Genomic DNA, 21,436 nt, shown 5'->3' with positions numbered 1-21,436 from the left:
GCAGCAGCATCAATCCGCAACGCCCCCGGCCTGATCTACTTCCACTTTCGGCGGTATAGCCGACTTGGCGGGACTTGCTACTGGCTTGACCCGATCGCGAATGACCCAGACCGGAACTCAACCTAGGTCGGCGCTGGCTCCGAACCCCACGGATAAAGTCGGGGAATGAGTACGGTCATAACCGTTGCAATGGCGATCGCAGTAAGCGAACCAACTATAAAGAAGGTCCACGTTGCGGGCTGCATCGCGCCAAGCGCGATGATCACGAACAGGATCGGTAGGTCGAGGAAATGCGTAAATGTCGGCACGACCTCGCCGCGCGCACGCGCAAGCCCAGGTGTGATGCGCCCCGCCGTAAGGGCGGTCCGCGTGAGCCGGCGCATACGCATGAAATAGAGGCGCGTCACCGTATTGCCCTCGATGAACTCGAAGGCGAACAACCCAACCATTCCTGCAAGCCACGGGGTCCACAGGAAATTCCAGCCGTCGTAGAATTGCACGATCAGCCAAGTACCGGAGACAAGCAGCAACAATGCGCCCGGCACGACAAGCCCGTCATAAAAGACAGCGATATTGCGAATGGCTTCGGAGAAGGGCGTTAGCTCACGCAACTGGCGCGAGCGTAAATCGGTCATCCAGACGCCAATGAGCCCGCTGCCCATGAGAACGGCGCCGAGCAGATGGAAGAACTTCAACAGGCCGTACTCCATGAGGTCATGCCTCTTCCGGGCAAGCCGTCCGCCCCGACAAATTACATGGGTTCACGGCCTAGTCGATCGTGCCGAATTCTGCCACGGGCAAAATCCAATAGACAAGATTGGTGGCGGTAAACGAAGTCCGAACCCGGTCGAGCAGGCGCTCGGCATCGCTCCGTGGTAGTATAATCCATACGATGACCTGATCGGCGTGTCCTTTCACGCGCTCGTCCATGCTTTGGAGCCGCACGCCTGTGCCATGTCCGGCCGCATCGGAGGCCGTGAAACCCCTCACAAGATCCGTTTGTTCGCCGAGATAGTCGAACAGCTCATCGCGAAGTTGGCGCGGCAGGATCAGTGTGAGGCAGACGGAGCCGCTCGTCATTTGGCCCCCTTCGCAGCGCCGCCGTAACGGCGGTATAGGATAGGCAGCAGGATCAGCGTCAGCAGTGTGGACGAGACCAAGCCCCCGATAACGACGATGGCCAGCGGTCGCTGCACTTCGGATCCAGGACCGGAGGCGAACAACAGCGGGATCAATCCGAGCGCCGTGATACTGGCCGTCATTAGAACGGGCCGCAGTCTTCGCATCGCGCCTTCGACGACGATGCGCCCCTCGCTCAGGCCGTGAGCGCGGAGCTGGTTGAAATAGGAGACCAGCACGACGCCGTTCAGTACGGCTATGCCGAGCAGTGCGATGAATCCGACCGACGCCGGAACGGACAGATATTCGCCGCTCGAGACCAGCGCGAACACGCCGCCGATCAGGGCGAAGGGGATGTTGACCAGCACCAGGAGGGCATGGCGCACCGAGCCAAATGTGGTGAATAGCAGCACGAAGATCAGGCCGATGGCGACCGGCACCACGACGGAGAGCCGCGCGGCGGCGCGCTGCTGGTTCTCGAACTGGCCGCCCCAGGTCAGCCGATAGCCGTCTGGCAGCGGAAGCTCGGCGGAAACCGTCTGCTGAGCTGCCTGGACGAATCCGACCATGTCGCGGCCGCGGACATTGGCGCGAACCACGCTCATCCGATTGCCGTTTTCACGGTCGATCTTCACGGGGCCATCGACGCGCTGGATGCGGGCGACCTGCGACAGCGCAACGTGCTGCCCGGACGAGAGCGTCAATGGCAGGCTGGCGAGCAGAGTCGGCGCCTCCCGAGTCGTCTCGCTGCCGCGGACCAGGATGGGCGTGCGGCGTCCCTCCTCGAGCGCCGTCCCGATGGTACGGCCCTCGATCTGCGTGCGCAGCGAGTTGGCGATGGAGTCGACCGTCAGGCCGAGGCGGCCGGCCTCCATCCGGTTCACGGCTACAGTGTAGTATTGGGCGCCTTCGTTGAGCGTGGTGTAGACGTCTTCGGCACCATCGATGCCAGATAGGATGGACGTCAGTTTCGCCGCGATTTCATTGAGCTTGACAATGTCCGGGCCGAAGATCTTGACCGCGACGTCGCCGCGTACGCCGCTGATCATCTCCTGCACGCGCATATCGATCGGCTGGGTGAAGCTGAGCGAGATGCCGGGAAAGCCGGCCAGAACCCCGCGAAGTTTCTGCAACAGGGCCTCCCTGTCCGTAGTCTGCCGCTCTGCCGCCGGCTTGAGCACGAGAAACGTATCGGTTTGATTGGGACCCATGGGGTCGAGGCCAAGTTCGTCCGAGCCGGTCCGGGCGATGATGCCGGCAACGTCCGGCACCTTCAACAGCGCGGATTGCAGCCTGGCATTGATGGCCAGCGATTCGTCCAGGTTAACGGAAGGAAGCGTCTCCACGCTGACAATGACGTCGCCCTCGTCCATGGTCGGCATGAAGGTCTTGCCGAGTCTCGTGTAGGCAAAGCCGGCGGCGATCAGGCCGATCAGCGCTGCTGCGATGACCTTGCGCTCATTGTTCAACGCCCAACCCAGCGCAGGCGCGTAGGCGCGCTGTGCGGCCCGGATCAGGAGGGGGTCGCCATGCGAGGCGGACTTGAGCATGAAGGAGGTCGCGACTGGAACGACGGTGAGCGCAAGCAGGAGCGAACCGGCGAGGGCGAAAATGATTGCGAGCGCCACGGGAACAAAAAGCTTTCCCTCCAGTCCCTGCAGGGTCAGAAGCGGCACGAACACGATGATAATGATCAGAACGCCGGAGGCGACGGGTTGCAGGACCTCGCAGACCGAGCGGAACACGATGTGGATCAGCGGCGTGGCTCTGCTGGGATCGTGCGTGCTGAGATTGCCGACGATGTTCTCGACCACGACCACAAGTGCATCGATCAACATTCCAATCGCGATTGCAAGGCCGCCGAGGCTCATCAGATTGGCCGACATCCCGACCGCCCGCATCACGATCAGTGCGATGACGATGGCGAGAGGCAGGCTGAGCGCAATCACGAACGAGGCACGCCAGTTGCCTAGGAACAGCAGCAGAAGAACGATCACGAGCACGGTGGCTTCGCCGAGCGCCCGTACCACGGTGCCGACGGCACGGTTGACCAGATGGCTCCGATCGTAGAACACGTTGATCGAGACGCTTTTGGGCAGCGACGGCTGTAGCTCCGCAATCCGCGCCCGGACGTCGCGGACGAGCTGGCTCGCATTGGCGCCACGCAGGCCGAGCACCAGCCCTTCGACCGTCTCGCCGCGGCCGTCGGCGGTGACCGCCCCGTAGCGGGTTAGCGCGCCGATCCTGACGTGGGCCACGTCGCTGACCCGGATCGGGATGCCGTCGCGGGTATCAACGATGATGGAACGGATATCGTCGACACCGCGGATGCTGCCTTCGATGCGAACCAGTGCGCTGTCTTCGCCTTGGTTGACGCGACCCGCGCCGTCATTCCGGCTGTTGGCCTCGATGGCCCGGCGGAACAGGTCGTAGGAGATGCCGCGGGCGGCGAGCGCGTCGCTCCGCGGAACGATCTCGAAGGCACGGACATGGCCGCCGAGCGCATTGACATCAGCAACGCCGGGAACGGTGCGCAAGGCCGGGCGGATCACCCAGTCGAGCAGGGTCCTCCGCTCCGCGAGCGAGAGCTCGGCGCTGTCGATGGTGAACATGAACATCTCGCCCAACGGGCTCGTGATCGGCGCAAGCCCGCCGTTCGCGCCGTCCGGGAAATCGCGCGAGATGTTTGACAGGCGTTCCGAAACCTGGTTGCGCGCCCAGTAAATGTCGGTGCCGTCCTCGAAGTCGACGGTAATGTCGGCCAGCGCATATTTGGTGGTCGAGCGCAGAATCTTCTTGTTGGGGAGCCCGAGTAGCTCCAGCTCAACGGGAACAGTGATGCGCTGTTCGACCTCCTCGGGAGTGAGGCCCGGAGCCTTCATGATTACCTTCACCTGAACCGGCGATACGTCCGGAAAGGCGTCGATCGGCAGGCTTGGCAGAAACACGGCGCCTGCACCGATCAACAGCAGCACGCTCAGGACGACGAACAGCCGCTGCGAAAGTGCGAATGCGACGAGGCGTTGGAGCATCTATTGCCCTAATCCGGAGAGAATACCGCGAAGCGCCGATATGCCGCCGATAGCGATCTCGTTCTTGTCCGTGAGGGGGCCGGATACCACGACGTGGTCCTGGTCTTCCGCGAGCAGAGTGACCGGAACGAGGCGGAAGCCGCCGTCGATGGCCACGAAGACCGAAGTCAGTTCGCCGCGGCGGACCAGCCCGCTATAAGGAATCTCCCAGGCGCTTTCGCCAGCGGAGAGGAAGCCGATGCGTGCTGCGGCCGTCTGGCCAGGATGCAGCTCCCCGTTGTTGGGGATTTCCGCGCGCACCAAAATGGTCTGGGTTGCCGCGTCCGTGGTCTCGGAGACCAGCACGACCTTGCCCGGTATGGCGTAGCCCTCGATTTCAATTTTCGCACCGGTGCGGATCGCCCGGATGTTGGCCGCTGGAATTGCGATTTCTGCCCAGAGTGACGATAGCTGCGCGAGCTTGACGAGCGGTGCGGACTGCTCGAGCCGCTGGCCTGGCGAAACCGAGATATCAACTACGGAGGCGGCCCGCGGTGCTATGACGGTCAGCGTCGCGCTGATCGCCGCTTCATTGGTCAGCCGCGAAATCGCCTCGTCGGACAGTCCGCTCAGACGCAGCATTTGGCGCCGCTCCGCGACCGCGATGCTGGCCTGCCGCGCTTCGGTCTGGCTCGCCTCCAGCACACGTTGCGGCACTGCCTTGCCTTCAAACAGGTCGGCGTTGCGCTTGAGTTGCTGAGCGGCGAGAACTTCTTGCGCGACCGCTTGCAGATACTCGCGTTGCTGCGAAACGAAGCTTGGGCTTTCCAGCGTAACGAGTGGCTGGCCGGCGTTGACGCGATCTCCGCGAGCGACAGCCAGATTGGAGACCATCCCTGCAACCGGCGCGCTGACGACCCACAATTGCGGCGTTGGAATCACGATCTGGGCCGGATAGGGCAATGTCTGGTCGGTACGGCTCGATACCGGATGCGTCACCCGAACTCCGAGATTCTGAGCCTGCGCCGCGCTTAGCTTCACCTCGTCTTCCGCCACTGACACTGAAGGCAGAAAACTGAGCGCGAGCGCAAGAAGAGCGCGGGCCCCGCTCCGAAAGGGGCTCGGACGGAAAGTTGCCTGCCGGAGCTGCATGACGCATGTCCTCTGTCGCAGGGCGGCCGGAGCGCCCCGTGATTGCAGATTTTGCTTACTCCCTCAGAGCCTTGGTGGGTTGATTTGCATCAACTGAGCACGATCCACTTACCGTCCAGCAATGGGGATGCCGTCGCGTGTTGAACAGCCTTCCTGGTCGCCAACAGCTCTCGCTTGATCTCGCTCAATCCGTTCGCCGCGTTAGGGGCTAAGTTTCCCCAAACGTCTCGAGGAGTTGTGGGCAGTGAAGCCAATCAAAATCGCCTCGGTAGTTGCATGCGCTCTTGTTGCTTTGTTCGGGCTTCGGCTGCCGGCGCTCTCCCATAGCGGGACAGCGCAGGACCCTTGGAATCCCGCGCACCTTCAAATGCTGCCTCCCGAAATTCGAGCGGACGTGCGAAAATGGGATGCCAAGTGCGGAGGCTCAGTAGCCGCGGCCCAGCGGTTTGCTCTTTACCTCACGGTTCCGAGCGCGCAGTTCTTAGCTCTCCATTTCGACGATTTTCGCTGCCGCAATAGGACGGTTTATTGCGGTACCGCTGGATGCCTGCACGAAGTCTACGTCTCGACCACCGGCCGGTATCGCCGTGTGCTTGCCGTTCATGCTCATGACGTTCGGTTATCGTCCTTTCACGATCAGGCCGTCCTTGAAGTCGTTGATGCAAACGGTAACAGCAGCTTGCTACGGTGGAATGGGAGTCGGTTTGTCGGGAAATAAACATCGCAAAGTCTCCAGCAGGTCAGCTAAATGATTCCGACCGGCGCAAGGATGATCCAGGATGATGCCTGTTCGGATTGAACGATGCCGCGCTCGGTCGGCTGCGTAATTTCGCCTGCGGTCACCAATGCGTTGCGAGTTTCGCAGACACCGCCATACTGTTTCGCAAGCGTGCCGCGTCGGTTGACGAGAAGTCCGCGCCCCGGCAATAGGAACTCGCGCGGGGAGGTCGCCCTTCTGTCTGGCTGCGATGCAGAGGACTGATCGGCGCGATGAGGCCGTCCCGCAAATCGCACTTAAGGAGGAAAGTCGGCTGGCTCCACGTCGATTCGATCGGCGTGCAGTGACCAGTCCCGAATCGCGCGCCCATCGCAGAATGTCTGCTTCGCCAGCCAAGCCGCTTCCGTCTCGCCCCGCGCATCGACGTCGATCGTGCGTTGGCACGCCTCGCAAGGCTGCCGACTACATCCTTGATAAAGCGAATGACAACGTCCTTACGCAAATCTGGAGTTTCTGCTTCGCGTCAGTAGACGAAGGTCGGTGTCTCAAGCAGGTGATCATTCACTGTCACGACACCAGGAATAGCTTCGGCCGCCACGCGGATGGCTGTGCGTTCGGCCGCGGATGGTGCGAAACCCCAGAGATCGACGACCCCGTTCCGTACCGTTGCGTTCAGGTTGAACGTATGCGCCCAAGACTGCTTCTTGAGCTCTTCAAGGAGCTTCCTTCTGATCGTTGAATCAGGAACCGAGATCTCGAGCTCCGGCCGGGCGCTTGCGATCGCCTGAAGCAGATTGGCCCGGCTGACGATTCCGACGAGTTGGCCGTCCTGGTTGACGATTGGCACACGTTTGATCTGATTGTCTTCGAGCAGCGTTGCAATCTCGTGCAGCGGCGTCTCCGGCGCGGCGGTTACGACGTTGCGCGTCATGATGTCGTTGACCTTGACCGCGTGCGATTTGACATAGTCGGTAGCCAGTTGAGCATCGCCGGTCAAAAGACGAAGCCACCAGGAGTAGGGACGTTCGGTGCCGGCTTCGGCTCGATGGAGCAGATCGCCTTCGGTCACAATCCCGAGGATCTTGTTGTCGGCATCGACGACGGGCAACGCGCTGATGCGTCGGGCAAGCAGCAACTGCGCGACCTCGCGGACGGTGGCGTTGGCGCCGACGGTCAAAACGGGGGAAACCATCACATCTCTTGCCTGCATGACGACCTCCGTATCAATCGTTCAGTCGGCATCTTGCCGGATTGGGAGCGGTCGAGATTGATTGAGATCAAGCGACAGCACCTGCCGAACGGTCAGAATGATCGACCTCCGAGGGAGGAAGTCCGAATGACCAAGATACCGCATCGTGCCGTAGTGTTCGTCGGCGACGGGCGAAAGGCGCTATTCTTCCGGAACGAAGGCGACGAGAAGTTCCCGAATTTGAAGGTGGAATCCGCCTTCGAGGATCAGAACCCGCCGGCTCACGACCAGGGAAGCGATCGGCCCGGCCGGGTGAGCAAAGCCTGGCATAGCGGGCAGAGAAGCGCCGTGGAGATGACCGATTGGCATGAGCTCGAGGAGCTCCGCTTTGTGAAGCAGGTGGCGGCTGCCGTGGAACGCATTGTACGCGGCGAGCCTTCGACCGCACTGATCATCGTCGCACCGCCGCGAACGCTGGCGGCGCTGCGGTCGGATTTCCATCCTGATGTGAAGCGCCGGATCGTGGCGGAGCTTGCCAAGGACCTTACCAGGCACCCGGTCGGCGACATCGAAAAGCATCTGCGGGACGAATAGGGCAGGTCGCTCGCGTGCGAGAAGTCCGCGTGGGGCGCTTCCGATGACAGCGAAGCCTGGCAGGCAGTCATACTCGCTTGATGTGCATCAAGCCCGGAAATGGCCGGATGCAGGATAAAGGGCTATTGCGTCAGCTATCGGAGCACGGACATGTCTTTTGCCAGCCTCATGGTCTACGTCGATCCAGAGCAGCAGAAGGTATCGCGCGCGGATTTGGGGCGTCCATTGTCGGTATCTCGGCGGTCGCAACAGAGCCCCCGTTCGTGGCCGAGGGCGTCATCATAGAGGAGACAACGCCAGAGGACCTCGATCGCATACGGGCGCAGCTCTCGGCCAAAGAGGCGTGGTTCAGGCGGATTGTCCGCCTGCCGAGTGAGAAGGTGGAATGGCGCTCGGCAATCGCATTTCCGACCGAGTTTCTGGTTGAGCAGGCCAGGGCTGCTGACCTTATCGTCGTCAAGCGCAGGCAGCTCAAGGCCAATTACTCCCGGTATCTCGATTCCGCCGGCACCATGCTGCGGATGGGCCGTCCCACGCTTTCGGTGCCGGACGGTGTGACCGAACTGGCTGGCGATCGCATCGTGATCGGTTGGAAGGATACTCGGGAAGCGCGTCTCGCCGTTCGCGAAGCGCTGCCGTTTTTAACGCGGGCATCGAAGGTCACAATCGCCGAAATCTGCACATCGGACGAACAAGATGCGGCACATCGCCGGGTACGGGATGTGGCCAACTATCTCGAAAAGCACGGTGTGAGCTGCGAGCACGAGGTCCGCGTGCATACAGCGGAGCTGGATGCTGGCTATCTCATTCGCCTGGCTACGGACGTCGGCGCCGACCTCATCGTTACCGGAGGTTATGGACATAGCAGGTTGGGCGAATGGATATTTGGTGGCATGACGCAAAGCTTGCTGCAACAGGCGCGAGTCTGCTTGCTGATGGCCCACTAGGCCGCAACGCCCTTCTATTCAGCTCGATTGATGGCTACTCAGTGCCGCAATTGTGAGGATCGAGGCACGGTTCCGATGGAAGAGAAGCAATGCGGGCGTCAGATATCATGCGGACTTCGTTCGCAACTGTGAAGCCGGAAGCGCCGCTGCTGGAGGCCCTCCACCTGCTGCTTGAGACCAATCAACGCGGCCTGCCGGTCCTCGATAATGAAGGGGCCTTGGTCGACATCATTGCCGAAGGCGACTTCCTCCATCGTCGCGAGTTGGGCGTCACCTATCCTGAGGGGTGTTGGCTCGAATGGCTCTTGGGAAAGCAGGAAGGCGAACTCGCTCGTGAGCGAACGAGGGGACTGCGGGTCGAAGCAGTCATGAGCCGTCATCCCGTTTGCGTCGACGAGAATGCCACGATCGATGCTGTCGTCAAGGAAATGGATGTCTACCAGGTCTCGCAGGTGCCGGTGCTCCGCAAGAGAAAGGTCGTGGGCATCGTTGGTCGGATGCAAATGCTCACAGCGCTAGAGAGCTGTCTTAGGGAGCCTGGGCAAGTCTTGAGGGAATAGGCAGTCCAGTGGGGATCAGCGCGCACCACTTATGGCCCTGCGAGCGCTCTTCGCAGCTTCCGGACGATGACGCCGCGCGCTCGATCGTCTGCTGCGGCCTCGATCTGGTCATTGATATCGAGGAGCAGTTTGGACATATCGTTGTGCCAATCAAGGTTGACGACCGCATCGAGAGTGAGCCTGCGGCGGCAAGCAACGTCGATCGGTGTCGGCGCAGCAGTCGATAGGTCGTAGACGTCGTCCAGCATCGGCGTGAAAATCTGCGCGGTTGGAACGGTTCGCTCGGCGATCCGGTTCAGAAGGCCTCCGAGCGCGTGTTCTTCCCCGTGCACAATGAACAGACCACGATGAATGGGGCGCCGCGCGGCAATCCAGCGCGCGAGTTCCGGACCGTCGGCGTGCCCGGAGTATTCGTCGATATATCGAATTCTCGCGGCGACCTTGATCTCCTCGCCTTGGATCCTCACCGCCTTTGCGCCATCGTGCAGGAAGCGGCCCAGGGTGCCTTGAGCCTGGAATCCCGCGAGCAGGACCGTGCCCTCCCTGCGCCACAACCAGCGCTTCAGATGATGGCGGATGCGGCCGGCGTCGCACATTCCGCTTGCGGCAATGATGATGTGAAAGCCGGTGAGCCTGGCGATCGACTTGCTCTCGTCGACGGTTTCCGTGAAGTGCAACTGACTGGAAGTCAGAAGCCGGTCCAGATCCACGGTTGGGTCAAGGCTGGCCGCGTTATTCCGGAAGACTTCCGTCGCACGGATCGCCAAAGGCGAATCGAGGAAGATCGGTGCGGTCGGAATCTCACCACGGGTCATCAAGTCGGCCAAATCGACGATCAGCTCTTGGGTCCGTTCTACCGCAAAAGCAGGGATCAGCAGCGCGCCGCGTCCGCTGGCGGCATCGCGCACCTCCTGGGCGAGGTGCGAGCGACGCAGTGCGTGCGTTGTGGACGGGCGGTCGCTATCGCCATAGGTCGACTCGCAGAACACGTAATCGAGGTTGGTCGGGCCCTCCGGATCCGGCTCCAGCAGTTTGGCATCTGGGCCGATGTCACCCGACATCAAGACACGCAACGGCCCTCCGTTTCTGCCTTGATCGGCGAATTCCAACTCGATCGAAGCCGAGCCAAGCAAATGGCCGGCATTCCAGTAGCGGGCGCGCACGCCCGGTATCACCGTGTACCATGCCTGGTACTCGATCGGCCGCAAGGCATCGAGCGTCGCAATCGCATCGGCCTGCGTGTAGATGGGCGTGACGGCGGCCCGTCCTCGGGCTGCGTTCCGGCGGTTCAGGGCGGCAACCTCCGTTTCCTGGATGTTGCCCGCATCGGGAAGCATATAGGAGCAGAGCTCGATAGTGCCGCGCGTTGCCAGGATCGGGCCTGAAAAGCCTTCGCGCTTCAGCTTCGGCAAGAGCCCGCTGTGGTCGATGTGGGCGTGTGTCAGCAATACGGCATCGATGTCCGCCGGGCGAAACGGGAACGCGCTATAATTCAGCGCTTTCAACGTTTTTTGTCCCTGGAACAGCCCGCAATCCACCAGGAGTCGTCCTGTGGGCGTATTGAAGAGATAGCAGGAGCCGGTAACGGTGCGGGCGGCGCCACAAAACTGGACAGTAACGTTCACGGGGGGCTCCCACTCTCCGGTATGCCAACCACCTCCCGCCGCAATGCGCGAGCGAGAAGATCGTCGAGGCTGATGGCGTTGGTTGGATGTGGCGCGCTGTTGGTGGATCGGATGGAACGGATGCCGGCGCGACCGAACTCTGTCATAAGCGTCGGCGGAAATAGTGCGTGGACGATGATGGCTTCGACAGAAGAGGGTCCTGACGCGGCAAGAGCTTCCGCACAGGCGGTAAGCGTCCCGCCGGACGACACGATGTCGTCGATGAAGAACACCGGACGGCCGGCGAACAGCGTCGCATCTGTGAATGCGATCTGCACCGATTGATCACTCCGTCGTACTTTTCGCGCCACGCTGTACGAAAGTCCGAGACGGCCGGCAATTTCGGCCACCCAGGTGCGTGACTCTTCATCGGGGCCAACCACGACCGCCGTCGGAGCGACTGTTTCGGTACGAAGAAAAGCCTCGATCGCAGGGGCAGCCGACAGATTGTCCGCTTCAATTCCAGGGAAAACGCTGGCGAGGCTGGGCGTGCGATGGAGATGTGCGTCAACCGTGATGACGCGATCGAAGGTACTTGCGAGGAGAGCACCGATTGCGTGCTGACTGATCGCCTCACCCGGATGGAACGCTGCGTCCTGGCGCATGTAACCGAGATAAGGCGAAACGAGCACGAGCCGCTTGGCGCCGTTGCGCCGCAAGGCCTCCGCAGCGAACAGCAGCGCAATAAGCTTTTCATTGGGTTGATTGAGTGAGCAACAGACTATCGTGGTGATCGCCGCCGGGCCGACGGTTGCCCGCAGCTCCCCATCGGGAAATCGATGTAGGATGATTTCATGGCCGACAATACCCAGAGTTTCAGCAAGCCGAGGCCCGAAATGGGTGGAAGTGGGCAGCCATTGAACTGCACTCCGGATCATGGTGCTGCCCCGGCTTGCGGTTCGATCTGGTAAGCAGAGTCCAGCTGAGCCATGCCGACAGCAAGGTCAAACCCCGAGGGCTCGAACGCGTGAATGCGATAGAGCGGCTCTCCTTGCTCGACCCGATTGCCGATCTTCTTGAACAAGTTGATACCTGCGCCCTTGTCGAGCGGGGCGCCTGCCGTGCGCGCCAGCCGGTTAAGACGCAAGCAATCGATCGCTGAGACGACACCATCTCTTGCGGCGTGAATGTCGATGGTAAGGCTACCGATTTCGCTCGCGGAAAGCGCAGGGCCCTGGGCCTCGATGATCTTCACCATCTGTCGAAGCGCTGCCCCGCTCTCCAGCAGCTCGCTTGCACGTGCATAGCCAGCTCCTCCGCGCAAGTCAGGGTCGTGTTCCAGAAGGTGGGCGGCAAGGCGTAGCGACTTCTCGCGGAGATCGCGCGGGGCCCGGGGCTCATTAGCGAGCACTGCCATCACGTCATGTGCCTCAAGCGCCGGGCCGATACCGCTGCCGATGGGCTGCCGTCCATCGGTGGTCACGACCTCCACTTCGAGGCCAAAACGATCGCCAACGAACTGAAACAGCTTGCGAAGTCGCATAGCCTGCGATGCAGTCGTGAGCTTGGCATTGGGTCCCACCGGAAGGTCGATGAGAAGATGCGTCGAGCCCGCGGCCAGCTTCTTCGACACAATTGATGCAACCATCTGCTCGTGCGTATCCAGCGCCAGCGGTCGCTCGACGCTGATCAGGATGTCGTCTGCCGGCGAGAGATTGACATGCCCGCCCCATGCGAGGCAGCCATTGCATGACGCGACGACCTCCTTCATCGCTTCGACACTGAGGTCGACCCGGGCCAGCACCTCCATGGTGTCGGCCGTTCCAGCGGGAGACGTGATCGCGCGAGACGACGTCTTCGGGATTGTCAGTCCATGCGCGGCCACAATCGGGACCACGATCATCGATGTGCGATTGCCGGGAATGCCTCCAATACAATGCTTGTCGACGACGGTCCTGGCATTCCATCTGAGCTGCGTTCCGGCTCTGGCCATGGCCTCCGTAAGAGCGATTAGCTCGCCAGATGTCATGAAATTGGCGGAGCTGACGAGAAACGCGGCGATTTCCATATCCGAATAGCGATAATGCGCGAGATCGTCGACAATTGCGCCGATCTCGGGAGGCTCCAGCGTCTTGCCCTGAATCTTGGCGCGAACCGCGTCCAGACTTGGCGGGGAGGGGGCAGGGGTCACCGCAATGTAGCTGCCCGCCGGCTGCCCAAAGCGCCGGAACGCGGGCTCCGCCATGCCAAGTTCGTTGGGCCCGACCAGGCTGTCGTCATCGGTGAGAAGCACTGTCGCCAGTTGCGTCTTCGAGCCGCTGCGCAGCTCAACCCTGGAAAAGCCTCGAAACAGGTCCGGCCGCAGCGCCGTGGACCGGCGGGAGATCACAACGACATTCTCCCGGCCGGTGTCGAGATTGACCCGGCGGGATTTGAGCTGGGCGTGGCCGGGCGGAATAGCGTTCATCAATGGAGACTTCTTTGTCGCAGCAAAGCTAGAATAGGGCTCGCCGGGGAGTCCGATTTGCGACAGATCAACCGGCAACCTGTCCTCCAGCACGGGGCGGTCGTGGTGCGCCGGCGATGCGGGTGCCTCACCGAGACCGTCCGCTCGCAGCGTTTGCAGGCATGCTACAATTGCTTCGATCTGGTACTCCGTCATCCTCGGATTTGGCATTGCCTGGTTAGGTCCGAGTCGGCGGTGGCTTGAGGCCAGGAATTGCCGGCGTCTCGCCGGCGGACTACGATGGCCGCTTGATGATCTCCAGGAAGCTTGGTGCCGAAGGGCGGGATGCCAGCGCTCTTTGCAGCGTCCGAAACGACGTTGCACCATAGCAGCTGGCCTGCGCTTAAACGCAGGTCTCCGCTCCTCCCTTCAGCGTCACCGGAATAGCGAGATAGCGTACTCCGTTGGCTTGGGCCGGGGGGAATTTGCCGGCGCGGATGTTGACCTGAATGGAGGGCAGCAGCAACCTCGGCGCCGAGAGCTTGGCGTCGCGCGCTTGGCGCATGGCCACGAACTCATCCTCCGTGACGTCCTCCTTGACCCGGACATTCTTTTCGCGCTCCTCGCGAACCGTCGTCTCCCAGGCGTAGGTGTCGCGGCCGGGAGCCTTATAGTCGTGACACATGAACAGCCGCGTCTCCGGTGGCAGCGCCAGGAGCCGCTTGATTGACCGGTAGAGCTTGTGCGCATCGCCGCCGGGGAAGTCTGCGCGCGCCGTGCCGTAGTCCGGCATGAACAGGGTGTCGCCGACGAACACGGTTTCTTCGATCTTGTAAGAGACGTCGGCGGGCGTGTGCCCGGGCGTGTAAATCACCTCCACATCGAGTCCGCCGATCTTGAAGCGCTCGCCGTCCCGGAAGAGATGGTCGAAGTCACTGCCGTCCGTCTTCAGGTCGGTGGCGTTGAATACTGGCCGGAAGATGCGCTGCACGTCCTTGATGTGCTCGCCAATGCCGATTTTGGCGCCGGTCTTCGCCTTGATGAAAGGGGCGCCCGAGAGGTGGTCGGCATGGGCATGCGTCTCGAGGACCCATTCGATCGTGTAGCCCGCCTCTTCTGCGGCCTTCGACATCGTCTCGACCGAACGCGTGTCCACCTCGCCCGAGTTGTGGTCGTAGTCAAATACGGGGTCGATGATAGCGGCCTCCTTGGTCGCCGGATCGGCGACCAGATAGCTCACCGTGTTGGTCGGCTCGTCGAAGAACGCGCGGATAATGGGTTGTCCTGACATGGTTTGAACCTCCTGATGTCACCAGTTCGTTTGGTCTTGACAAATATATTAGTAATAGCTAAATAAGCAATAGCTAAAGTAATGGATAGCCAATGAGCCCCCGGACCTTCGATCCAGAGACTTTCGAAAAGCAGGCGGTTGAGGTCGCCAACATTCTGCGCGCGCTCGCCAACGAGCGTCGGCTGATGATCCTATGCAACCTCGTCGAATGCGGCGAGAGCAACGTGAATGCGCTCGCGGAAGCCGTGGGGCTGTCGCAATCGGCGCTGTCGCAGCACCTCGCGAGGATGCGCGAGGAGGGCCTCGTCACCTTTCGGCGCGAAAGCCAGACGCTCTGGTATCGCATCGCCGATCCACGCATCGAGCAACTCTTTGCCACGCTGCATAGGCTGTTTTGCAAGCCCACCAAGGCGAAGAACTGATCAGGAAAGTAGAGGAGCCAATCATGTCACTACCCACGATCAAGCCAGCCGAGGCGCGCCGCCTTCTCGACAATGGCGCCGTCCTGGTCGACATCCGCGAAGACGATGAGCACGCCCGCGAGAAGATTCCCGGCGCGCGGCACCTGCCGCTGTCGAAGCTCGACGAGATCGACCTCGCCGTGCATCAGGGCAAGTCGGTCATCTTTCACTGCAAAAGCGGCGTCCGCACTCAGGCCAACGCGCCCCGGCTTGCCGCGAAGCTTGGCGAATCCTGCGAAGCCTTCATCGTCGAAGGCGGGCTCGACGCCTGGCGCAAGGCGGGCCTGCCGGTCGTTAACGACCGGCGTCAACCGCCGGAGCTTCAGCGCCAGGTGCAGATCGGGGCCGGTAGTCTTGCCGTTGTGGGCACGCTGCTCGGCCTCATTGTGTCGCCGTGGTTCTTCGCGGTGCCGGCCTTCGTCGGCGCCGGGCTGCTCACGGCCGGCCTCACTGGCTTTTGCGGCATGGCCCGCATTCTCATGCGCGCGCCTTGGAACCGCAGCGTCTACGGCTCGCCCACACGGGCCGCGTGAGAGGGGACGAAATCAGGAGCTGCCCATTATGCTGTCGTTGACCCAAGGCGCGTTCGGCCTCGCCTCTGGCTCGTTGGTCGGCTTTTCGCTGGGGCTGGTTGGAGGTGGCGGCTCGATTTTGGCCGTGCCGCTCCTCGTCTATCTGGTCGGGGTGTCGGATCCGCACGTGGCGATCGGCACCAGCGCCATCGCCGTCGCGGCGAACGCTGCCGCGAACCTCTTCAACCACGCCCGCGCCGGCAACGTGAAGTGGCGCTGCGCCTCCGTATTCGCATTCGCAGGCGTAGCTGGCGCCTTCCTCGGCTCCACCCTCGGCAAGATCGTCGAGGGCCAGAAGCTGCTGGCGTTGTTCGCCATTGTCATGATGGTGGTGGGCACGTTGATGCTGAAGGGCCGCTCCGGCGCGGGCGAGCCATCGGTCCGGCTCAACCGAAAGAACCTGCCGAAGCTCCTCGCCTTGGGGCTTGTCACGGGAGCGTTGTCCGGCTTCTTCGGGATCGGCGGCGGCTTCCTGATCGTGCCGGCGCTCATCGCTGCCACCGGCATGCCGATCCTCTATGCGGTCGGTTCCTCTCTTGTCGCAGTGACCGCCTTTGGGTTGACTACGGCGGTCAACTACGCGCTGTCCGGCCTCGTGGATTGGTATCTTGCCGCGTTGTTTGTCTCCGGCGGAGTTCTCGGCGGCCTCTTCGGCGCCCGCTCGGCCAGCTCGCTCGCCGGGCGTAAAGGTGCGTTGAACGCCGTGTTCGCGGCGCTCATATTTGCGGTGGCGATCTATACGCTGGTCCGCAATCTCGGCTTCGTGTGATTGAGACCTCCGAAAAAACAAGTGATCGAAGGTCGCCCTCGGGTCGAAATTCTCGATGCGGGCATAGAAATTATGCTCACCACCACGGAAGCGGACGGCGCATTGGCAGATCGCGCCGTCCGGCCGGGGCGCAGTTTCAAGAGCAGTCTGGGTGAGCTGCGGGTGCGTCCTCAATGCGAGAGCCGCTGCTTGAGCTTCTTGACCAACTCGCGGATATCGTTCGCGTACTCCTCGATTCGATGCCGGCGGCGGCTTCCAAAATTATCCGGAGGACTATGCGGGTGTCGCATGTTCGTCACGCTGGCGCAGTTGGCACGCAAGATCATCCAGATCGACGGCAGCGAAGTTATCGGCGACGCGGACATCGGCACTATGCTACTCATCATGGCCGCCGCGATGATCGGCCACGCCGAACATCGCCCGATGAATAAAAGCAGCGTGGCGGCGTTCCTCGGCTTACCGCGCACAACAATCGGGCCGAAGCTCGACAAGCTCGTTGCGGTCGGCGCGCTCGTTTGCGAGCAGGATCGCTACTTCTTCCTGGAGCCAGAGCGCGCTACTCATCCGCCGGAGCGTGACGTCAGGCGGTGGACATCTGCCGTCGCTCGCTCGGCGGCGATCTTTGAGGGCGCACGCTTCCGAGGCAGCCCACAGTGAAGTGCTTTTCGACGTGCGGGGTGGCTGGCACAGGATACTCCTGGTTGGAGAGGATTGACGGGTTGAGATCGAAGAGGACCGCTCAATTGACGGCCCTCTTGCGGCCGGAGATCATGGAAGCGACCAGGTTTTCGCGGTGCTCGAAGCTCGCGATCAACACGCCGACGACATGTGCAACGACCAAGCCGACGGTTAGGTTGGCCAGGAATTCGTGGACGTGTTCGACCGCCTTGGAGCCCCAGTAGGCGTCCGTCGTCATCATGTAGCCCGTCGCGCACATGCCGGCCAACGCGACCAGGAGCGCAACGATCATAGCACCGCCCGCGGGGTTGTGCCCGATGTAACGGGGAGCTCTGAGCAGGGCGACGTCGCGGAGATGGGCGAGCACCTCGCGCGGCGGACGAACGAAGCTAGAAAAGCGCGCATGCCGCGGGCCGACGAAGCCCCAGACGATGCGAATCGCGAGGAGCCCAGCGATGGTGTAGCCGGCCGCGACGTGGACCCGCTCGATCTCGTCGCCGGTGGCGTAGGCCAGAACGAACAGGCTCGCCAGCGACCAGTGGAAGATCCGGACGAACGGATCCCATACCTTGATCGTGGCCGGCGGCATCGCGCCGGCTCCGATCGTGCTGCTCACAGTTCTCATTTGCGGACCGTCACATCTGACCGATGATCTGGCCGTTGGTCGGATCTACGAACAGCTCCACCCGGTTGCCGTTCTTGTCGAGCGTGTAGAGCTCGCCGCAGGCGTTCTTGAGCTTGGCCTTCTGGACCTTGTAGCCCTGGGCCTCGACCTTGGCCTGCAACTGGGTTATCGGCAGCCACTGGCCCTCGGAGGCCGACGTGCACGGCTTGCCGAGGCTGCCGGCCTGTGCGGCGGCCGCCCCGAGGGTCACGGCGGTGACGGTAAGAATGGCAATCTTGATCTTGCGCATAGGTATCTCCTGACGGTTGCCGGCCGCACCATGCGCCGGCGATGTGGGGCAACCTGCCAGAAGCGGCCTGACCGACGCCTGTTGAGCCAAGTCAGCGATTTGTCAGGTGATATTCTGGCATCCATATCCTCCGGATGACGAGTTGCCTCATGAACCTGCCTCTGCATCGCCTCCGCGCTCTGATCCTCGCGGCCGTCATCGTGGTCGCGGGTAGCTGCGCGGCATTCGCTCGCGACCACGATGACGCGCGGCGGGCCGTAGAGGCCGGCGAGATACGTGCGCTTGCCGAGATTCTGAAGGTGGTGAAGGGCAAACTTCCCGGCGACGTCGTTGGCGTGAAGCTCGAACGGGAAGCCGGTGCCTGGATGTACGAGCTGCGCATTATAGACGAGAAGGGACGGCTGTTCGAGATCCATGTGGACGCCCGTAGCGGCGAAGTCGCGCGGACCAGGGAGAAGTGAGATGCGCGTGCTTGTTGTCGAGGACGACCAGCGGATCGCGTCTGATGTCTCGCGCACGCTCGAAGCATCCGGTTACGTGGTCGACACGGTTGCCAACGGCGAGGATGCCTGGTTTCTCGGCGACACGGAGGATTTCGGAGCGGTCATCCTCGATCTAGGGCTGCCGGGCATGGATGGGCTTGCGGTCTTGAAACGCTGGCGCGCTAACGGCCGCCACATGCCGGTCCTCATCCTCACCGCGCGTGGAAGCTGGGCGCAGATCGAAATAATAACGTGGCATCACCGAACAATTTGCTGGGCGTCCCGGCGTTCCAAGCAGTGCCGCCGGTTCACGCGGGCGGGGCCATTTTTTTGAACTACCAAATTTGCGGTTGTCTTATTCCAGGGCGGACCTAGCTCTCGACCGGGATAAACTGGTAATGCAGCCCGATAAAAACCTACCGGGCATTCGTCCTCACCTCCGAGGGCGACGTTATTCAATCGGTCGATCTTGTCTGCGCTACCGAAGAAAATGCCCGGTTGCTTGCCGAGCGGCTGGCGGAAACCAATCCGGTTGAGCTTTGGGATGGGCCGCGCCTGATCGAACGCTTTGAACCTAGAAAATCGAATTAGGCATCCACCTTTGATCGGATCGTCGAAAGGCCGATCCGAGCCCCTGGTTCCGGTGCGTCCAAAGAGCGCCTAGACCCTATTACCACACTTTCCCGATGTGCCATGCTAGCCTGATGGGATTGGATGGCGGGCTTACGGACTGTCATTCGATAATGCTGAAGTGGAAATACTTAGCCTCAGAGCCCCGCCTTCGGACGACATCTCAAAGTACGTTGGGCATGGATACTTTGACCCTTCGTTCTTCCCAATGACTCGGAGGCGGGTCTTCTTTTCATCGGTATCCCATAGCCCGGACCACTGGCTTATTCCAGTTGAAGTCCGGCCGCACCTCGACGCCGTGCTTGCCACAGACGGTGCAAATGAAGCGGCCCTTTAATATCTCCTGGCTGGCGGCATGGCTTTGCTTGCGGCAGTCTGGAACCAGCGCCCACGCGAGTCATTGACCACCGCCGGCTCTTCCAGGATGCCTGTGGCGGCCCCGATCTCGTCTACGCCCCCACTGAAAGGGTCGGGGTCGCCTTCTCGTTGAGCTATGTCAATCCCTGGTACCCGACGGGAATGCCGCAGCCCGGTGAAACAGCCCAGGCCAAGGGCCACCGTCTGCTCGAGCTGAACCGGGCTCGCGTTCGTTCCATTCGCAACAGGATGCCCGCAATCGCGTGCCGAACGCGCGTCGTATTACCGGTCACAGCATTAGAGCCCGCGCTGATCAATGACCGGACCGCGCCGCCATAGTTGCCGCTGAGCACTTGCCCGACCACTCAGGGGCCGATTCCGAGCGCCTCGGCATCGGCCAGATTGTCGGCCGTCTTTGATCCGCCCAGCGCCGTGTTGCGGGTTTCAAACATCCGCATTTTGCGGCCAAGACGCCGCTGCATCAGGTCGTTGCCAGGCGCCATCGCGGCGGCTTCATCCGCGAAAGCATCCCCACTAAACGGACGCGCCTTATTGACGCCGAATGCGGCGTCCTGCGTCTGTGCGATTAGTGGATCGACGTATCCGCTTCGGAATGCTCCCGGGGCCTCAGGCCGAAGTGCCTGATATGCGGGGATGACGTCTTCCGAACGACCGCGAGTTGCGGCTTGGCGGCCAGCTTGTACGGCCTCAATATCACGTGTCGCCTGAGCGAAGTTACGATTTGCTTGAAGAAATCCCTGTGATGCATTTTCCAATGCCTCAATCTAGTTGACGAAGAACCCCCCGTAGCAATCTGGCTCTGTTGCCATGACCAGATTGTGCGGCTGATTGCGCCATATCTGAGACATGGCCGCGCACTCGTTGCACAGCGCTAAAATCAGTAAGGTTCCGTCCGTCAGTTTATTCATGCTGTCGTTTGCAATGTTGGTGTGGAACGTGGTTCCGGGCGAGAGCGTCCTGTCGATCGTCGCAACCACGTTGGTGATATCAACTGGCCGCGCATCCGTGCGAACGGCGCCGTACTCAGCATCTGCCGCGGCATCGCGAGCCGGGTCAGCCGCGCTTCCGTCTGTGCCGCCGTTTCCGGCGCTGGAACCCTTCAGCAAGCGCGCTAGAGACGCGGCGGCCCACCATTCGCTTCCACAACCGCTGTGCGGTTTTCTCCGGGTGCTTTCGCAACCGGCCACCGTTCATTGTTCATCAGGTTTGAACGTCGTGATCTTACGGTCGAGGTGCCAGCCGCCGTTGATCGCCTGATCGACTGTCGGTGACGGGTATCGATCGGCTCGCCATCCGCCCACATTCTCTCATTCCAGCTTTCGCACAGCAGCTTGTGCTTTATCAGTGCATCGACCTTCGCACGGGCTTCTGCAGATTGCGAATGGTCGTCATCGTACGCGCCTTACCCAGCTCCTTCTTCAGAGCCTTCTGATCGCCTCAGCCAGCGCACCAAGGACGCCCTGAAGGCGGCGAAGGCGCGAGGCACCAAGCTTAGCGACCACGCCGCATCCACGCAGCGAAGATCAAAGCCACCAAGGCCCGTTATGAGAAGGTCCGCCATCACATCGCCAAGACGCGCATCTCAACGCGACGCAGGCCGTGCTCGCTCTCAACGCCCACCACGTCACGACACCGGGCGGGCCACATGGCGAGCCGAGCAGATCATCCGCGCCCGCCGTCATCTCAACATCGCGGCGGCATGACGCCCAAGCTGGGCCGCAGCGCCGCTCGAATTATCCCATGGATAAATCGCGTTGTGACTTGGTTCATAGTCCCCCCGCCAACAGAGGTGCTTATAAAACTTGAGGTTGAGGACCAAACAACTGGTGTGGGGAGCGTACCTTCGAAAGCGGAACGGAAAGGAATTAGCACGAGGAGATTTGATTATGCTCGGATTGAGACAAAGGATCGCGTTCACCGC

The 21,436-nt window shown here is 61.6% G+C and carries 21 protein-coding genes and 2 pseudogenes; 9 read left to right on the top strand and 14 right to left on the bottom strand.

Features of this window, described 5'->3' with window-relative positions; all coding sequences use genetic code 11:
• Window positions 1–122: 122 nt before the first annotated feature.
• From KUF59_RS31710 to KUF59_RS31690, 5 genes are all read right to left on the bottom strand, one after another.
• Complete coding sequence (locus tag KUF59_RS31710) at window positions 123–710, bottom strand: DUF2269 domain-containing protein (RefSeq protein ID WP_258767374.1); 588 nt, start codon at window positions 708–710, stop codon at window positions 123–125.
• A 58-nt stretch (window positions 711–768) separates the two neighbouring features.
• Window positions 769–1,080 (bottom strand): DUF3240 family protein, encoded by a 312-nt coding sequence (locus tag KUF59_RS31705; RefSeq protein ID WP_212458654.1) that lies wholly within the window; start codon window positions 1,078–1,080, stop codon window positions 769–771.
• Window positions 1,077–4,151: an efflux RND transporter permease subunit gene (locus tag KUF59_RS31700; RefSeq protein ID WP_258767372.1), complete on the bottom strand. Its 3,075-nt coding sequence runs from the start codon at window positions 4,149–4,151 to the stop codon at window positions 1,077–1,079. Before KUF59_RS31700 ends, KUF59_RS31705 begins: the two co-directional genes overlap by 4 nt.
• Window positions 4,152–5,282, bottom strand: a complete 1,131-nt coding sequence (locus tag KUF59_RS31695; RefSeq protein ID WP_212458652.1) for an efflux RND transporter periplasmic adaptor subunit — start codon at window positions 5,280–5,282, stop codon at window positions 4,152–4,154.
• Between the two features lie 1,241 nt (window positions 5,283–6,523).
• A complete protein-coding gene (locus tag KUF59_RS31690) occupies window positions 6,524–7,210 on the bottom strand; it encodes a CBS domain-containing protein (protein WP_212458651.1) in 687 nt (228 codons plus the stop codon).
• 126 nt (window positions 7,211–7,336) lie between these two features.
• Between KUF59_RS31690 and KUF59_RS31685 the strand changes: the two genes are divergently transcribed.
• From KUF59_RS31685 to KUF59_RS31675, 3 genes are all read left to right on the top strand, one after another.
• A complete protein-coding gene (locus KUF59_RS31685; RefSeq protein ID WP_212458934.1) occupies window positions 7,337–7,783 on the top strand; it encodes a baeRF12 domain-containing protein in 447 nt (148 codons plus the stop codon).
• Window positions 7,784–8,046: 263 nt separating this feature from the next.
• Window positions 8,047–8,730 carry a universal stress protein gene (locus KUF59_RS31680; protein ID WP_258767370.1) on the top strand — a complete coding sequence of 228 codons (684 nt, stop codon included), beginning with the start codon at window positions 8,047–8,049 and terminating at the stop codon, window positions 8,728–8,730.
• A gap of 107 nt (window positions 8,731–8,837) precedes the next feature.
• Complete coding sequence (locus KUF59_RS31675; protein WP_258767369.1) at window positions 8,838–9,290, top strand: CBS domain-containing protein; 453 nt, start codon at window positions 8,838–8,840, stop codon at window positions 9,288–9,290.
• Between the two features lie 29 nt (window positions 9,291–9,319).
• Here the strand turns inward: KUF59_RS31675 and KUF59_RS31670 are convergent, their stop codons facing one another.
• The 4 genes from KUF59_RS31670 to KUF59_RS31655 all read right to left on the bottom strand — a co-directional run bounded on the left by KUF59_RS31670 (window position 9,320) and on the right by KUF59_RS31655 (window position 14,631).
• Window positions 9,320–10,915, bottom strand: coding sequence for an MBL fold metallo-hydrolase (locus tag KUF59_RS31670; RefSeq protein ID WP_258767368.1), 1,596 nt, complete (start codon window positions 10,913–10,915; stop codon window positions 9,320–9,322).
• Window positions 10,912–11,832: a ribose-phosphate pyrophosphokinase gene (locus KUF59_RS31665; RefSeq protein WP_258767367.1), complete on the bottom strand. Its 921-nt coding sequence runs from the start codon at window positions 11,830–11,832 to the stop codon at window positions 10,912–10,914. Before KUF59_RS31665 ends, KUF59_RS31670 begins: the two co-directional genes overlap by 4 nt.
• Window positions 11,829–13,361, bottom strand: coding sequence for a thymidine phosphorylase family protein (locus KUF59_RS31660; protein WP_258770044.1), 1,533 nt, complete (start codon window positions 13,359–13,361; stop codon window positions 11,829–11,831). The genes KUF59_RS31665 and KUF59_RS31660 overlap by 4 nt, the downstream gene beginning before the upstream one ends.
• A gap of 382 nt (window positions 13,362–13,743) precedes the next feature.
• A complete protein-coding gene (locus tag KUF59_RS31655; protein WP_258767366.1) occupies window positions 13,744–14,631 on the bottom strand; it encodes an MBL fold metallo-hydrolase in 888 nt (295 codons plus the stop codon).
• A 92-nt stretch (window positions 14,632–14,723) separates the two neighbouring features.
• Here KUF59_RS31655 and KUF59_RS31650 point away from each other — a divergent pair, with 92 nt between their 5' ends.
• The 4 genes from KUF59_RS31650 to KUF59_RS31635 all read left to right on the top strand — a co-directional run bounded on the left by KUF59_RS31650 (window position 14,724) and on the right by KUF59_RS31635 (window position 17,090).
• Window positions 14,724–15,053 (top strand): ArsR/SmtB family transcription factor, encoded by a 330-nt coding sequence (locus KUF59_RS31650; protein WP_212458647.1) that lies wholly within the window; start codon window positions 14,724–14,726, stop codon window positions 15,051–15,053.
• 23 nt (window positions 15,054–15,076) lie between these two features.
• Window positions 15,077–15,625 carry a rhodanese family protein gene (locus tag KUF59_RS31645; protein WP_258767365.1) on the top strand — a complete coding sequence of 183 codons (549 nt, stop codon included), beginning with the start codon at window positions 15,077–15,079 and terminating at the stop codon, window positions 15,623–15,625.
• A gap of 28 nt (window positions 15,626–15,653) precedes the next feature.
• Window positions 15,654–16,433 (top strand): sulfite exporter TauE/SafE family protein, encoded by a 780-nt coding sequence (locus KUF59_RS31640; protein ID WP_258767364.1) that lies wholly within the window; start codon window positions 15,654–15,656, stop codon window positions 16,431–16,433.
• A 288-nt stretch (window positions 16,434–16,721) separates the two neighbouring features.
• The gene (locus KUF59_RS31635; protein WP_258767363.1) at window positions 16,722–17,090 is read left to right on the top strand and encodes a hypothetical protein; all 369 of its coding nucleotides are present in this window, start codon (window positions 16,722–16,724) and stop codon (window positions 17,088–17,090) included.
• Window positions 17,091–17,172: 82 nt separating this feature from the next.
• On the opposite strand, the gene KUF59_RS31630 is transcribed toward KUF59_RS31635, so the two are convergent.
• Both KUF59_RS31630 and KUF59_RS31625 read right to left on the bottom strand, forming a co-directional pair.
• On the bottom strand, window positions 17,173–17,736 hold the full coding sequence (locus KUF59_RS31630; RefSeq protein ID WP_258767362.1) for a cytochrome b/b6 domain-containing protein: 564 nt from the start codon (window positions 17,734–17,736) through the stop codon (window positions 17,173–17,175).
• Between the two features lie 10 nt (window positions 17,737–17,746).
• Complete coding sequence (locus tag KUF59_RS31625) at window positions 17,747–18,025, bottom strand: PepSY domain-containing protein (RefSeq protein WP_258767361.1); 279 nt, start codon at window positions 18,023–18,025, stop codon at window positions 17,747–17,749.
• Between the two features lie 149 nt (window positions 18,026–18,174).
• Between KUF59_RS31625 and KUF59_RS31620 the strand changes: the two genes are divergently transcribed.
• Together KUF59_RS31620 and KUF59_RS31615 are read left to right on the top strand one after the other, a co-directional pair.
• A complete protein-coding gene (locus KUF59_RS31620; protein ID WP_258767360.1) occupies window positions 18,175–18,486 on the top strand; it encodes a PepSY domain-containing protein in 312 nt (103 codons plus the stop codon).
• A gap of 1 nt (window position 18,487) precedes the next feature.
• Window positions 18,488–18,745: pseudogene (locus tag KUF59_RS31615) on the top strand (response regulator); the annotation flags it as partial.
• Between the two features lie 1,114 nt (window positions 18,746–19,859).
• Here the strand turns inward: KUF59_RS31615 and KUF59_RS31610 are convergent.
• The 3 genes and pseudogenes from KUF59_RS31610 to KUF59_RS31600 all read right to left on the bottom strand — a co-directional run.
• Window positions 19,860–20,270, bottom strand: coding sequence for a hypothetical protein (locus KUF59_RS31610; RefSeq protein WP_258767359.1), 411 nt, complete (start codon window positions 20,268–20,270; stop codon window positions 19,860–19,862).
• A gap of 9 nt (window positions 20,271–20,279) precedes the next feature.
• The gene (locus tag KUF59_RS31605; protein WP_258767358.1) at window positions 20,280–20,621 is read right to left on the bottom strand and encodes a hypothetical protein; all 342 of its coding nucleotides are present in this window, start codon (window positions 20,619–20,621) and stop codon (window positions 20,280–20,282) included.
• A 129-nt stretch (window positions 20,622–20,750) separates the two neighbouring features.
• A pseudogene (locus KUF59_RS31600) lies at window positions 20,751–20,937 on the bottom strand (hypothetical protein); the annotation flags it as partial.
• Window positions 20,938–21,436 lie beyond the last annotated feature (499 nt).

The organism is Bradyrhizobium arachidis, from assembly GCF_024758505.1.
Lineage (GTDB): Bacteria > Pseudomonadota > Alphaproteobacteria > Rhizobiales > Xanthobacteraceae > Bradyrhizobium > Bradyrhizobium manausense_C.
The sequence above is the reverse complement of the archived record's forward strand: the minus strand, read 5'-3'. Positions and strand labels throughout refer to the sequence as shown.

Coding starts and splice junctions, on each gene's coding strand:
- KUF59_RS31710 (WP_258767374.1), bottom strand. CDS start 710: ATGGAGTACGGCCTGTTGAAGTTCTTCCATCTGCTCGGCGCCGTTCTC.
- KUF59_RS31705 (WP_212458654.1), bottom strand. CDS start 1,080: ATGACGAGCGGCTCCGTCTGCCTCACACTGATCCTGCCGCGCCAACTT.
- KUF59_RS31700 (WP_258767372.1), bottom strand. CDS start 4,151: ATGCTCCAACGCCTCGTCGCATTCGCACTTTCGCAGCGGCTGTTCGTC.
- KUF59_RS31695 (WP_212458652.1), bottom strand. CDS start 5,282: ATGCAGCTCCGGCAGGCAACTTTCCGTCCGAGCCCCTTTCGGAGCGGG.
- KUF59_RS31690 (WP_212458651.1), bottom strand. CDS start 7,210: ATGCAGGCAAGAGATGTGATGGTTTCCCCCGTTTTGACCGTCGGCGCC.
- KUF59_RS31685 (WP_212458934.1), top strand. CDS start 7,337: ATGACCAAGATACCGCATCGTGCCGTAGTGTTCGTCGGCGACGGGCGA.
- KUF59_RS31675 (WP_258767369.1), top strand. CDS start 8,838: ATGCGGACTTCGTTCGCAACTGTGAAGCCGGAAGCGCCGCTGCTGGAG.
- KUF59_RS31665 (WP_258767367.1), bottom strand. CDS start 11,832: ATGATCCGGAGTGCAGTTCAATGGCTGCCCACTTCCACCCATTTCGGG.
- KUF59_RS31660 (WP_258770044.1), bottom strand. CDS start 13,361: ATGAACGCTATTCCGCCCGGCCACGCCCAGCTCAAATCCCGCCGGGTC.
- KUF59_RS31655 (WP_258767366.1), bottom strand. CDS start 14,631: ATGTCAGGACAACCCATTATCCGCGCGTTCTTCGACGAGCCGACCAAC.
- KUF59_RS31650 (WP_212458647.1), top strand. CDS start 14,724: ATGAGCCCCCGGACCTTCGATCCAGAGACTTTCGAAAAGCAGGCGGTT.
- KUF59_RS31645 (WP_258767365.1), top strand. CDS start 15,077: ATGTCACTACCCACGATCAAGCCAGCCGAGGCGCGCCGCCTTCTCGAC.
- KUF59_RS31640 (WP_258767364.1), top strand. CDS start 15,654: ATGCTGTCGTTGACCCAAGGCGCGTTCGGCCTCGCCTCTGGCTCGTTG.
- KUF59_RS31635 (WP_258767363.1), top strand. CDS start 16,722: ATGTTCGTCACGCTGGCGCAGTTGGCACGCAAGATCATCCAGATCGAC.
- KUF59_RS31630 (WP_258767362.1), bottom strand. CDS start 17,736: ATGAGAACTGTGAGCAGCACGATCGGAGCCGGCGCGATGCCGCCGGCC.
- KUF59_RS31625 (WP_258767361.1), bottom strand. CDS start 18,025: ATGCGCAAGATCAAGATTGCCATTCTTACCGTCACCGCCGTGACCCTC.
- KUF59_RS31620 (WP_258767360.1), top strand. CDS start 18,175: ATGAACCTGCCTCTGCATCGCCTCCGCGCTCTGATCCTCGCGGCCGTC.